Annotated in this window: 12 protein-coding genes; 4 read left to right on the top strand and 8 right to left on the bottom strand. The window is 62.9% G+C overall.

The genetic code is table 11. The annotated features are described in order from the left end of the window. Nucleotides 1-7 precede the first annotated feature (7 nt). Nucleotides 8-223 carry a DUF1674 domain-containing protein gene (locus tag V6766_RS05165; RefSeq protein WP_448464599.1) on the top strand — a complete coding sequence of 72 codons (216 nt, stop codon included), beginning with the start codon at nt 8-10 and terminating at the stop codon, nt 221-223. A 56-nt stretch (nt 224-279) separates the two neighbouring features. Beyond that, on the top strand, nt 280-735 hold the full coding sequence (locus V6766_RS05160; RefSeq protein WP_448464275.1) for a thermonuclease family protein: 456 nt from the start codon (nt 280-282) through the stop codon (nt 733-735). 3 nt (nt 736-738) lie between these two features. Here the strand turns inward: V6766_RS05160 and V6766_RS05155 are convergent, their stop codons facing one another. The 6 genes from V6766_RS05155 to V6766_RS05130 all read right to left on the bottom strand — a co-directional run bounded on the left by V6766_RS05155 (nt 739) and on the right by V6766_RS05130 (nt 7,491). Next, nucleotides 739-1,098: a VOC family protein gene (locus V6766_RS05155; protein WP_448464273.1), complete on the bottom strand. Its 360-nt coding sequence runs from the start codon at nt 1,096-1,098 to the stop codon at nt 739-741. A 51-nt stretch (nt 1,099-1,149) separates the two neighbouring features. Further along, nucleotides 1,150-2,202 carry an ABC transporter ATP-binding protein gene (locus tag V6766_RS05150; RefSeq protein WP_448464271.1) on the bottom strand — a complete coding sequence of 351 codons (1,053 nt, stop codon included), beginning with the start codon at nt 2,200-2,202 and terminating at the stop codon, nt 1,150-1,152. 1 nt (nt 2,203) lies between these two features. Then, nucleotides 2,204-3,499 carry an MGH1-like glycoside hydrolase domain-containing protein gene (locus V6766_RS05145; RefSeq protein ID WP_448464268.1) on the bottom strand — a complete coding sequence of 432 codons (1,296 nt, stop codon included), beginning with the start codon at nt 3,497-3,499 and terminating at the stop codon, nt 2,204-2,206. Further along, on the bottom strand, nt 3,496-4,746 hold the full coding sequence (locus V6766_RS05140) for a carbohydrate ABC transporter permease (protein WP_448464266.1): 1,251 nt from the start codon (nt 4,744-4,746) through the stop codon (nt 3,496-3,498). The genes V6766_RS05145 and V6766_RS05140 overlap by 4 nt, the downstream gene beginning before the upstream one ends. Beyond that, on the bottom strand, nt 4,743-6,041 hold the full coding sequence (locus tag V6766_RS05135) for a carbohydrate ABC transporter permease (protein ID WP_448464264.1): 1,299 nt from the start codon (nt 6,039-6,041) through the stop codon (nt 4,743-4,745). The genes V6766_RS05140 and V6766_RS05135 overlap by 4 nt, the downstream gene beginning before the upstream one ends. 106 nt (nt 6,042-6,147) lie before the next feature. Further along, nucleotides 6,148-7,491, bottom strand: coding sequence for an ABC transporter substrate-binding protein (locus tag V6766_RS05130; RefSeq protein ID WP_448464262.1), 1,344 nt, complete (start codon nt 7,489-7,491; stop codon nt 6,148-6,150). 416 nt (nt 7,492-7,907) lie between these two features. Between V6766_RS05130 and V6766_RS05125 the strand changes: the two genes are divergently transcribed. Continuing rightward, nucleotides 7,908-8,702 (top strand): DUF1206 domain-containing protein, encoded by a 795-nt coding sequence (locus V6766_RS05125; protein ID WP_448464260.1) that lies wholly within the window; start codon nt 7,908-7,910, stop codon nt 8,700-8,702. A gap of 78 nt (nt 8,703-8,780) precedes the next feature. Here V6766_RS05125 and V6766_RS05120 read toward each other — a convergent pair whose 3' ends face one another. Both V6766_RS05120 and V6766_RS05115 read right to left on the bottom strand, forming a co-directional pair. Further along, complete coding sequence (locus V6766_RS05120) at nt 8,781-10,049, bottom strand: mechanosensitive ion channel domain-containing protein (RefSeq protein ID WP_448464258.1); 1,269 nt, start codon at nt 10,047-10,049, stop codon at nt 8,781-8,783. A 236-nt stretch (nt 10,050-10,285) separates the two neighbouring features. After that, on the bottom strand, nt 10,286-10,897 hold the full coding sequence (locus tag V6766_RS05115; RefSeq protein ID WP_448464255.1) for a hypothetical protein: 612 nt from the start codon (nt 10,895-10,897) through the stop codon (nt 10,286-10,288). A gap of 299 nt (nt 10,898-11,196) precedes the next feature. Between V6766_RS05115 and V6766_RS05110 the strand changes: the two genes are divergently transcribed. Then, nucleotides 11,197-12,972 (top strand): IlvD/Edd family dehydratase, encoded by a 1,776-nt coding sequence (locus V6766_RS05110; RefSeq protein ID WP_448464253.1) that lies wholly within the window; start codon nt 11,197-11,199, stop codon nt 12,970-12,972. Nucleotides 12,973-13,039 lie beyond the last annotated feature (67 nt).

Below are 13,039 nucleotides of genomic sequence, written 5' to 3'. Positions count from 1 at the left end.
GGCGGCGCTGACGTCGACGCCGGAAAAGCCCGCCGACGCGCCCGATGCGCAGCACCGCGATCTGCCCGAGGCCGCGAAACGGGCCTTGGCCGAGGCCGAGGAACGCCGCCGCAATGCTGCAAACGCGGCTGGCAAGCCGGCAACCGAACACGGCGGCCGCGGCGGACTTGATCCGGCCCGGTTCGGCGACTGGGAGATCAAGGGTCGCGCAATCGATTTTTAACTATGGGTAAAAATTCCTATTGATGCGGCGGAAACAAAGGAATAAATTCCTTTGTCATGAATCGCTCCTTCTTCACATGCGCGCTGTTCTGCGCCGTTTTCCTGTCGCTGCCGCCTTTCGCCGGCGCCGTCGAGATATTCGCCGGGCCGGTGAGCGCCGAGGTGGTGCGCGTTGTCGATGGCGATACGATCGCAGTCGAGGCGCGCCCCTGGCCGGGGCAGATCATCGAGACGCTTGTTCGGGTGCGCGGCGTCGATACGCCGGAGCTCCGCTCGTCCTGCGGGGCCGAGAAGGAAGCGGCCAATCTTGCGAAAGACTATGTGATCTCGCTGCTGCATGAGGGCGACCGGGTGGAATTACGCGAGATCGCGGGCGACAAGTATTTCGGCCGCGTAGTCGCCGATGTCGGCGTGCCTGAGAAGGGCGATCTCACAACATTGCTGCTGACCGGCGGTTATGGGGTGCCCTATGACGGCGGCCGCAAGACGCCGTTTGTGTGTCCGTCTTCCTGACGCTCACGCAGCGTCGGCGTGGACGAGGATGTTGAGCAGCAGGCCATCGGGATCGCGCACGAAGAAACGACGCACGCCCCAGGGTTCGTCGGCGGGACCATAGGCGAGGGCAAGGCCCATCGCCTCCGCCCGGGCGAGGGTCTCGTCAAGATCATCGACCTCGATGGAAAGATCGGGCACCGGCGTGCCGGAACCGCCTTCGCTCGCGAAGGCGATCTGGACCATCGCACGTTCGTCGGATGCCAGGGTGACGATCCAGCCGTGATCCATCACCGCCTTCAGCCCCAGCAGTTCTTCATAGAAGCGGCGGCGCTCCACTATCGACTGTGTGGCGATGTTGGCAACGATCCGTTTGACGGTCATGACGCCTCCCTGGCTTTTTCAATTGCGCGCGGGGCCGGCGATGCGTCCGGGTCAGATCGAGGCCCCCGATTCATCGAAAAAGTGTAATTTTTCCGGCCGGAATTTCAACCCGACCTCCTTTCCGCGCATGCCGGCCTCGATCTCCGCCACGCGCACGATCAGGCGGCCGGCGGTGCCGCAATCGACATAGAGGAAGGTGTCGGAGCCGAGATATTCGTCGATCTCGACTTTGCCGGTGACCTGCCCCTCGCCGGGGGCCACGACTTCGATATGTTCGGGACGGATGCCGAGCGACGTCGGCGCATCGGCTGTGCCATCCGGCAGCGCGCCGCCGCCATGGCCTTCGATGGCATATTTCCCGTCGCCGCCGGTACACGGCAGGATGTTCATCTTCGGCGAGCCGATGAATTGCGCAACGAACAGATTGTCGGGTTTTTCGTAGAGTTCGCGCGGCGTCCCGATCTGCATGATCCTGCCGTCCTTCAGCACCACGATCCTGTCGGCAAGCGTCATCGCCTCGACCTGGTCGTGGGTCACATAGATCATCGTGGTGCCAAGCGTCTCGTGCAGGCGGGCGATCTCGAAGCGCATTTCGACGCGCAGCGCGGCGTCGAGATTGGAGAGTGGCTCGTCAAAGAGAAAACCCTTCGGCTCGCGCACGATCGCGCGGCCGATCGCGACGCGCTGGCGCTGGCCGCCGGACAACGCCTTGGGACGGCGGTCGAGATAATCGTCAAGCTTCAGTATTTCGGCGGCGCGGCTGACCTTCTCCTCGATTTCCGATTTCGGGCTACCGGCGGTCTTCAGCGAAAAGCCCATATTGTCGCGCACATTCATGTGCGGATAGAGCGCGTAGGACTGGAACACCATGGAAAGCCCGCGCTCCGACGGCAGCCTGTCGGTGACGTCGTCGCCGTCGAGCAGGATGCGCCCGCGGCTGGTCTCCTCGAGGCCGGAAATCATCCGGAGCAGCGTCGATTTTCCGCAACCCGAGGGGCCGACGAAGATGACGAACTCGCCATCGGCAATCTCGAGGTCGATGCCCTTGATGACCTGCAGGTCGCCGAACCATTTTTCCACGTTTTCGAGCTTGATCGCGCCCATATCAGTCTCCTTCCGCCTGCAGCATGTCGTCGCCCATGGCCCAGGCGAGGTGAATGGCCGCCGTCCAGGTAAACAGCTTGCCGCCCAGACCCTCGCCGGAAAGCGGGTCGAAATATTCGTAGAAGCCGGATTTCTCCACGGTCCTGCGTGTGTCGGCCCGAAGCCGTTCGGCAAGCGCCGTCTCGCCCTTTTCGGCAAGGCCGAGGCCTATCATGTAATTGACCACGGACCAGATCGGCCCTCGCCAGTAGCGCCGGCTTTCGAACCGCTCGTCGCGCGGGTCCCAGCTCGGGAAACCATAGGTGCAGTTGTCGAGAATGGCGGCGATTTCGGCGATGGAGCGCGCCTGCTGGTCGGTCGTGCCGGCATCGGCGTAGAGCGCCATGGCGGAAGCATTGGTGAAGGCGGTCGAGAGCCCGCCGGAGCGCAGGTCCTTCGCAACGAAGCCGCCGACCTCCTCGCTCCAGAAACTGCCGCAACCCTCCTTCGATCGTTTCAGCCAGGCCTCGCATTCATCGCGGATGCCGGGCTCGCCGAATTCGCCGGCAAGTTCGGCAAGGTCGCGGTCGCCGCGCATCAGCGCGAATTGAACGCAGGGGTCGACCATGAAGAACGGGCCGTTGCGGGCGATTTCCAGATGATCCCATCGGCATTCATGGCCGAATTTCACGATGGCGAGGTAGCGGTTATATTGCTCCGCCGTCGGGCGTTCGGACGGGTCGACATGGGTGATGTCGCGGCGCGGCAGGTCGCCGAGATCCTCCGGCACGGCCACTTGCGCCATGCCGATATCCCAGTCCGGGCAGTTGTCGCGGCCGGATTCCCAAGGGTGGATGATGCCGACCACGCCTGTCTCATCCGGGTCTCGGTATGTGTGGAACCAGCGATGCCACCGAAAAAGCTCTTCGAACAGTGCCTTGGCCCGCGCCCGGTCCATCGCGCCGCCGGTCTTCATCATCGTCAGCATCGCGCTTGCGGCGACCGGCGGCTGGGAATGGCCGGAGGAGGGCGGCACGGTGTTGGATTTCCACATTTCCGGGCCGGGAAAATAGTCCGGATCGGTCTTGTGGAAGATGATATGCGGCACCATGCCATCGGCCCACTGGCCGGAAAACAGCGTCTCGATCTCGGTCCAGGCCCGGTCGCGGTCGAAGGTCGCGAAGCCTAGGGCCGCGAACACGGAATCCCATTCCCACTGATAGGGGTAGAGCCGCGCAGTGGGCACGGTGTAGCCGCCGCGATCGTTCATGCGCAGGATGTCGATGGCCTGTTGTTTCAGCGAGGTATGCATGCTCATCCTTTCACGCTGCCGGCCGTCAGCCCCGCCACCAGGAAGCGTTCGAACCACAGGAACACGACCAGCACCGGCACGGTGGCGATCACCGCGCCCGCCATCAGATGCTGGCGCGGGACCTCGGACGAATTGAGCGAGACGACGCCGCGCGAGAGCGTGAACATGTTGATGTCGTCGAGGAACATGAAGGCGAACAGGAATTCGTTCCAGGCGATCATGAACACGTAGAGCGCGACCGAGGCGAGCGCCGGCAATGCGAGCGGCAGGGTGATCTTGAGGATCACGCCCGGGCGCTTCAGCCCATCCATCAGTCCGGCTTCCTCAAGCTCGGATGGCAGGCCGCGGAAATAGCCCTGCAGCATGTAGAGCGCGACCGGAATGGTGGTGGCGGGATAGACGATCATCAGCCCGAACAACGAGTTTCTGAGGCCGATCTGGGAAAACGCGGAATAGAGCGGGATCACCAGCACGATCGCCGGCACCATGTAGATCAGCAGGATCGATCGCGACAGGAAGTTCTGTCCGGGAAACCTGAGCCGCGCCACGGCATAGGCGCCCGGCACGGCAAAGACCAGCGTGATCACCACGGTGGCGACCGAGACGATCGCCGAATTCATCAGGAACGTGCCGAAGTGATAGGTGGTGAACAGCTCGATATAGGAGCTGAACAGGCCGGAAAGCCCCTGCGACAGATCGATCGACAGGTCGAGCGGATTGGAGACCAGCGATTGCTGGCTCTTGAAGCTCGTCATCACCATCACATAGAAGGGCAGCGCCACGACGATGGTGAACAGCGTCAGCCCGAGACCCTTCATGAACCGCAGGAACACGACTTCGAGGTGATAGCGGCCGATATTGCCGGCCGGCTGATCATGAAGCGCCGCCACGATCGACCAGCACAAGGCGGCGATGAAGGCGACAAGCGCGATCAACTGATAGAGCGTGGAGTAAAGCAGCGACAGGCCGAAGGGCTCGCCGAAGGTCACGATCATCAGCACGGCGAAGATGGCGATGGCCATGACGGCCTTAAGCCGCGTGCCGCGCGCCTTCGGCCGGTCGCGGGTCTTCACCGGCGACACTATGTAGATCGCCGCGGCCACCGCGCCGGCGAGCGAGGCTACCCACACCTGCGGCGCGCTCGCCTCGCCGGCAAACAGCGTGTAGATCAGCCCGATGACGACCATCCAGACCGCGCCCCAGAAGGCGCCGAGAAGGATGGCCGCGATGAAACCGGTTCCGATACGCATCATCCCTCGTCCTGCGGTGAGAATTTGAAGAACAGCAGCGCGAACGCCAGAAGCACGACGAACACCACGACCGCGACCGCAGCACCCGCGCCGAGATTGGAGACGGCAAAGGCCTGCTCATAGACATCGACCGTCAGCGTGCGGGTGCCGGCTGCGCCCCCGGTCAGAAGGAAGATGTCGTCGAACTTGTTGAAGGTCCAGATGAAGCGCAGCAGGAACAGCACCGCCAGAATGCCGACGAGCTGCGGCAGCGAGATGTACCAGAACTGCTGGAGCGGCGTCGCGCCGTCGATTTCCGCCGCCTCGTAGACGTCGGTGGAAAGCGCCTGCATTCGCGCCAGGATGAACAGGAAGGACAGCGGGAAATAGCGCCATGCTTCAAAGGCGATCACCGTCGTCAGCGCTACCGGGAAATTGAAGGTGAAGCCAAAAACCGAGATCGGTATATCGCGTTGGCCGAAGAAATCCACCGGCGCGCCGATCATGCCGGAGCGCACCAGAAGCGCGTTGAGCGTGCCCGAATAGGGATCGAGCAGGATCACCCAGGTGAAGGCGACGGCGATGACGGGAGCGACATAGGGAAACAGGAACAGGCCGCGCAGCACGGTGCGCCCGCGAAAGCTCTGGTTCAGGAGTTGTGCGGCGAACAGGCCCAGCACCAGCGCGCTCGCGGTGCCGAACACGGTGTAATAGAAGGTGACGCGCAGCACTTTCCAAAAATCCTGCGAGGAGAAGATGCGCTGGAAATTGTCGAGCGTGAACTCGAAATTGGTCAGGATGTTTTCCGCGCTGCCGAAGGCTGCAGGGTCGCTGTCGCGCGGGCTGACGGGCGTTTGAAGATAGGCCGTGTCGGCGATCACCTGAAGGCGGATATTGTCGCGGAATTTCGGCGGCAGATCGCCGAGCGTGCAGCTCACCTGCCGGCCCTCGACCACGCAGCGCTCGTCAACGCCGGTCACCTTCAGACCGTCGGGCACGATGTCGACGAAGCCAGCCTCATAGATCGAGGCATCCTGAGAGGTGTTGCGCAACCGGTATTCGAGCTCGACCGCGTCGCCCGCGTTTTCGATATCGCCGCGAATGCGTTCGTTGATGTTGAGCTGCGGCGGGCGCAGGTCGGAGAGCTGGACCGGCTTGAACGAGATCCAGAAATTGGCGATCAGCGGCATCAGCACGACCGCGAGCACGATCAGGAAGGTCGGCGCCAGCATGGAATAGGCAAAGCGCATCTCGCGCCTGGCCATGCGGCCTATCGTCTTCGGCGGCCCCTTCGGCGTCGTTTCGGTTGTGTCTGTCATGCGATCGTTTCCGGCCTGGAGACTGTTCGCGCCCCCGGCGGGGACGCGCTGCAGGATCGGCCGGGCGGTTCAGAAGACCCGCCCGGCGGTTTTCCCGAAAGGGCAATTAGTTGATTGCGCCGAGCTCCGTGTTGAGCCTTTCGACGGCCTGCTGCCCGTCGATCTCGCCGTCGATATACTGGCGCACGACCTGATTGATGATCTGGCTGTTGATCATCTTGGAGGCGAGCGCGAGCTGGCCTTCCTTCACGCCCCAGCGATTGGCTGTTTCAAGACCGGTCACGATCTTGTCCACCGTCGCTTCCGGGTAGAGATCGGCAAGCGGGGCCTTGCGGTCGACGCCGACCGGCAGCGTCGCCCATTCCTCGACGAATTCCGTGGGCGCGTCCGCCGTGCCGCGACGAACCGGGAACTTGCCCTCCGGCGCCATCGACAGCGTGTTCATGTAGCCCTCATCCATGGAGAACTTGATGAAGTCGGCGGCGACATCGATATTGGCGTCCGCGGTCACGCCGAGATAGCGGATATCGGCCCAGGCCGCGCCATCCGGATTGGAGGGGCCGGAGAAGGTGGTGACGACGTCGGTCTTCTGCGCCAGTTCGGTGGAGGTCGGGTCGTCATTGATGGTCGGCGGCGCGCTGTCGCGCAGGCCGGCGAGCTCATCGAGAATGAAGGGCGACCAGATGATCATCGCCGCCTTGCCGTCGAAATAGAGCGAGCGCGACTGGTCCCAGTAGAGTTCGCCGGCGGGCGATGCATCGGCCAACGTCTTGTAGAATTCCAGAACCTCGATCGTCTTCGCCTCATCCAGAGGCTTGAAGCCGTTTTCATCGACCGGCGTCACCCCGTTTGCGAGGAAGACATGTTCCAGAACCTGGCTCATGAAGTTCTCGTCGATCTTGGTGGCGGCGACGAAGCCATACATGTCCGGCGGATTGTGCAGCGCCTCGATCGCCGTTGCGATATTTTCGTAGGAATCCGGCGCGGCAAGGCCGTTCTCGTCGAACAGGTCCTTGCGGTAGATGATCATCTGCGTCCAGCCGTCGACCGGCACGGCGGCGGTCATGCCCTCGAACTGCGCCATTTCGATCGCGCCTGGCGCGAAGGTGTCGATGCCAAGATCGTTGACGATCTCATCGTTGATTTCGACGTCCAGAATGCCGGCTTCGGCCCAGGGCAGAACATATTGCACGGTGTGGTAGATCACATCGGGAAGATCGCCGGCGGCAAAGGCGGCGGTGGCGCGGGTGCCAAGATCGGTCTCGGTCACCGGAATGACCTGAACCTCGTTTCCGGTCGCTTCCTTGAACTGATCGGCGATTTCCTGCTGCTTGGCGAGGCGTTCCGGCTGTTCCTCGGTGGTCCAGAAGCGGATCGTATCCGCCTGCGCCATGGTGGCGGTACTGGCGGAAAGCGCCAGCGCGGCGGTCAGTTTGCTCAAAGTCGACATGTCAGTCCTCCCTCATTTTCAACCGGCGGCGTGCCGGGACCGAACTCCTGCGGGGCAAAAATGCGATTGACCAGGGCGGCCCCTGTCCCGGTGTCGTTGGCAAAATCCATCATACGCGGCCCGGATCGCCGGGTCGGCGTTTCGTTTTGAAAAGAAACTATCAGACTTCACCGAAGGTGAAGCACCCTCCCTAACGCGTTGGGCGCGTCTTTTGTTGCACAAAAAATACGCCTGACCGCTTCTTAGGCAAAAATGTAGCGCCGAAAACGAGTTGGGGTCAAGGCGCAGCGGCGTTTCGGCTCTTTGCCACTTTGGTCTGATGGGGCCTGGGGCCGGTGCCGCGCGCGAGGAACAAAGCCACGGGCCGCACGTTGGCTCACTGTCTATTCACGCAAAACAGGATTGGGGAACGTTCAATGGTGCAGGGCGCGAGATGGCTGAAACCGCTGGCCCGCACGGGCTATTTTGCCCGGGGCGTAGTCTACACGATCATCGGCTTCTTTGCCATTCTGGCGGCGATCGGCTCCAGCGAGAACAAGGATACCAAGGGCGCGCTGGAGACGCTGCTCGGCCAGCCCTTCGGGGCGGTGCTGATCGCGGTGTTGATCATCGGCTTGGTGAGCTACGCGGTGTGGCGGTTGTTCCAGTCGGTCATGGATCCTGATGAGCATGGCACCAAACCGACAGGGCTTGCCGTTCGCGCCGGGCTTCTGGCCAGCGCCTTCACCTATACCGTGCTCGCATTCTACGCGTTATCGCTGATCGCGTTTTCGGGCCCCGGCGGCGAGGGCGGGGGACAGTCGCCGGCTCAATATATTGTCGGCTTCATCGGCTCGCGGCCCGTCTCGCTCGGACTTGCGGCGATCTTCGCCGGCGTTGCGATCGCCCATTGGGTGAAGGCGTTCAAGCGCAAATACGCCGATCATCTGAAGGCGTCGGAAGAGGTGATGGCTTATGTGCATCCGATTTCGATCGCCGGTTTGATGGCGCGCGGTGCGGTGTTCGCGATTCTGTCGGTCATGCTGGTCTTCCGCGGTCTCACGGCCGACGATTCCTCCGGCACGCCCGGCATCAAGGAGGCGATGGAGTTCATTCAGGGGCTTCCCTTCGGCGCCATCCTTCTTGCCGCCATGGGCGCCGGCGTCATCATGTTCGCCGCCTATTCCTTCGCCGAGGCGATCTGGCGGGAGATCAATATCGAGGATGCGTGAGGCGAGGGGGCTCTGCCCTCAATCGAAAGGGTCGATGAACGGAGCAGAGGGGCACGGGCGCATCGTTCCCCCGACGCTTCACTCGCTTTCAAACTCGGTCGGTGCATTCTCGCTCAGGAGGTCGCCCCGGCCGCGAGACTGGCGCTCCCGTTCCATGCGGCGCTGCAGGCTGGGGTCGATGTTGGTGTTTTGCGGAACAGCCGTTTCCTCTCGGCCCTTCTTGGGAGCGGGTTCCACCGGCCTTTCCTCCGTGCCGGAGAAGCCGCTGAGCGCCGATTTGAGGTCGTCATCATCGAAGCGCAGGCGATAGATCGGTTCCGGCAGAGAGAAGCCGTTGGATTCAAGCGCCCGTTTCACCAACCGCATCGCCTCGGATCGCGCCTTCGCCCAGTTTGTGCTGGACTGGTCGATCCAGCCGACGAAATAGAGAACCACATTGGAATCGCCGAGCGCCTCGATCCAGGCATCGGCTTCGGGGTCATCGAGGATGAAGTCCTGCGCTGCGATGGTTTCAAGCCCGATCTTCAGGGCCATGTCGAGATCGCTGTCGGCGCTGACGCCAAGTTCAAAGGTGAAGCGGCGCTGCGGATTGACGGTGTAATTGGTGATCGCGCTCTTGAAGACGGTGGCGTTGGGAATGCGGATATGATTGCCGTCGACTTCCATCAGGATGGTGGCGCGCGAGGTCAGGCTGATTACGAAGCCCTCGAACGCGTCGATTTTCACAAGGTCCTTCGGCCGGAATGGCTGGCGGATCGAGAGCAGAATACTGGCGATATAGTTCTCGACGGTATCGCGCACAGCAAAACCGACGGCGAGACCCACGATCCCGGCAGCGCCCAGAAGTGTGCCGAGCAGGGCGGTTGCGCCCAGAATGTCGAGCGCCAGTACGCCGCCGATCACGAAGAACACGATCCGGACCACCTGGCGCAAAAGATCGGCGATGAAGGCGTTTGGCGCGATCCGCGACCACGGCCAGCTTCGCGAGGCGAGATAGAGGCCGAAAACGATGACGACGACGCAGACGATGAAGGCCACCAGCAGCAGGGGCAGGTAGCTCAGCGCTTGGGCGGCCCGGTCTTCAAGCCTGTCATAGACCGGCTCCAGCCGTTCGCCGAGCGAGGTTTCGACCATGATCCGGCCATTGACGGCGACGACGCCGTCAAGGCTGCCGGCAAGCTCCCGGGCGCGGCTTGCAAGCTGCGCCTCCTGGACTTCGCCGCCGAGCGTGACGACGCCGTAGCGCACAGAAACATCGACCGTCGACAGTCCTTCGATCTGGCTAAAAATGCCCTCAAGGCGGTTCCGGATCGCGGTGTCCGCAGCGGCATCGGCATCGTCCGGCACAGTCCGCGCGCTCTCTTGCTGCGTGGGCTCTTCCGTCAATTGGGCGAGAGAGGGAGACGCCGGCGAGAGCAGGATGAGGGCGGCGACCGCTATGCATCTAAGGATTCTGTTGCATCGCGCTGTCTGTTCGCCAGCGCCTGAACCGGCGCAAAACGACAAAATCCCGCGGGCGCGCCGCAGGAGGGTAGGAAAAAGGGCCCTCTGCGGGCCCTTTCTTGTAGCTTCAGCTTCCATGCTTACGGCTGCGTGCGGCGGAAGAACGGACCGCGGAAGGCCGAGATCGCAATGCCTTCGTCGCGGTGGTTGCCGCCGGCAATGGCCGCAAACCATGCGCCTGCCGCACCGAGAACAGCGCCGGCGCCGGCCGCGAAGGCGGTGATCGTGGAGGCGGACTGCATAAGCTGCATCATTTCGGCGCTCACTTCCGGATCCGCTGCGGCAGGGGCCATGGCGGACGAAACCGCTGCCGAAAATCCAGCCGCAAGGCCCATCGCCACGGTGGCGAGCGCCCAGACGACGATACCGTGAATGCCGTCGCGGAATTCGCTCTCGTCTTCCGTGCCATCGCCGAAATGCGAGCGCATCCGGCCTGCGACATAGCCGCCGGCGCTGGCGCTGGCGAAGGGGATGAGAACCAGCCACAGGCCCACCAGGAAGATGCCCCATGTGAGACCGTCTTCAAGGGTCGGCTCCGCGGTTGCGATGCCGATGCCGGCGCCGAACTGCGTCAACACCACTGTCAGCGCGCCGGCAACCACGGCGCCGGCGAATATCGCGCCCCACTCGATGTAGGAGACGCCCGGCTTTGCAGCGGCGGTGGTTACGGGTTTGTGATCAATGTCACTCATGGTTACGCCAGACCCAGAACGGACAGGATGAACATGACGACCACGATCAGACCGACGAGATAAATAATACCACTCATTTTTCTGCTCCGATTGAAATTGATATCCGGTAAAACGGCTTGACGCCGCGAACGTTCCGCAACCGGCCTGTTTTTTCGGTTCCGCGCTCCAATCGCAGGTCGTGGCTGTGTCCGGCAACGGCCTTTTTCGAAGGGAGAAAGTCGGAAATCTGCACGTTGCCCGTGGACCGGGGCGGAGAGTTTCGCCACTTTGCGGCTGAGGAAAGCTCTATCGGGAGAAGAATGACAATGTCGCATCGCCGCCTGCGTTCACAAGACTGGTTCGACAATCCTGACCACGCGGATATGACCGCTCTCTATCTGGAGCGGTTCATGAACTATGGCACCACGCCGGAGGAGCTGCGTTCCGGCAGGCCGATCATCGGCATTGCCCAGAGCGGCAGCGACATCAATCCCTGCAATCGCCACCACCTCGATCTCGCGCGCCGGGTCCGCGACGGCATTCGCGATGCTGGCGGCATCCCGATCGAGTTTCCCTCCCATCCGCTGTTTGAAAACTGCAAGCGCCCGACGGCGGCGCTCGACCGCAATCTCGCCTATCTCGGCCTCGTGGAGATCCTTTACGGCTATCCGCTGGACGGGGTGGTGCTGACGACCGGTTGCGACAAAACCACGCCCTCGGCGCTGATGGCCGCGGCGACCGTCAACATTCCGGCGATCGTCTATTCCGGCGGGCCGATGCTCGATGGCTGGCATGAGGGCGAACTCGTCGGCTCCGGCACGGTGATCTGGCGCTCGCGGCGCAAGCTCGCCGCCGGCGAGATCACCCGCGAGGAATTTCTGGAAACGGCGCTCGATTCCGCGCCGTCGGTCGGCCATTGCAACACGATGGGCACGGCTTCGACGATGAATGCGCTGGCCGAGGCGCTCGGCATGTCGCTGACCGGCTCGGCGGCGATCCCGGCGGCCTATCGCGAGCGCGGTCAGGTCGGCTACCGCACCGGCCACCGCGCGGTGGAACTCGTCAACGAGAATATCCGTCCGCTCGATATCCTCACCCGCCCGGCCTTCCTCAACGCCATCCGCGTCAATGCCGCGATCGGCGGCTCCACCAATGCCCAGCCGCATCTGGCCGCAATCGCCCGCCACGCCGGCGTCGAGCTGAAGCCGGAGGACTGGCAGGAGCATGGCTATGACATACCGCTGCTTGCCAATGTCCAGCCGGCCGGCAAGTATCTCGGCGAACGCTTCCATCGCGCAGGCGGCGTGCCCGCCATCATGTGGGAATTGCTGAACGCCGGCAAGCTGGAGGGCGATGCGCCGACGGTCACCGGCGCGACCATGGCCGATAATCTTGAAGGGCGCGAGGCGGTGGATCGCGAGGTGATCCTGCCTTACGACAAGCCGATGCAGGAGCGCGCGGGCTTTCTGGTGATGAAGGGCAATCTCTTCGATTTCGCGATCATGAAGATGAGCGTGATATCCGATGCATTCCGAGAGCGCTATCTGTTGGAGCCCGGCCATGAGGGCGTGTTCGAGGGCAAGGCGGTGATCTTCGACGGCTCGGAAGACTATCACGCGCGGATCAATGATCCGGCGCTTGATATCGACGAGCGCACCATCCTGGTTATCCGCGGCGCCGGGCCGCTCGGCTGGCCGGGCTCCGCCGAGGTGGTAAACATGCAGCCACCGGATCATCTTATCAAAAAAGGCATCACCAGCCTGCCGACCATCGGCGACGGACGCCAGTCCGGCACGGCCGACAGCCCTTCCATCCTCAACGCCGCGCCGGAAAGCGCTGCCGGCGGCGGCCTCGCCTTCCTGCGCGATGGCGACACGATCCGCATCGATTTCAATCAGGGGCGCTGCGACATGCTGGTCGACGACGCTGAAATCGAGAGACGCAAGACCGAGGGCCTGCCGAAGGTGCCGGACGACGCGACGCCGTGGCAGCGGCTCTACCGCCAGACGGTGACGCAGCTTTCCGACGGCGGCACGATCGCGGGCGCCGAGGAATTTCGCGATATCGCCCGCCGCCCGCCGCGCCACAATCATTGACGTTTCGCGCGGAAAACCGCCGGCGGGTTAAAAAACGGTCATGAATACGGTATCTTTAGAAATTGCG

Source organism: Martelella sp. AMO21009, from assembly GCF_053484295.1.
This window is presented reverse-complemented; position numbering and strand designations above follow the sequence as displayed.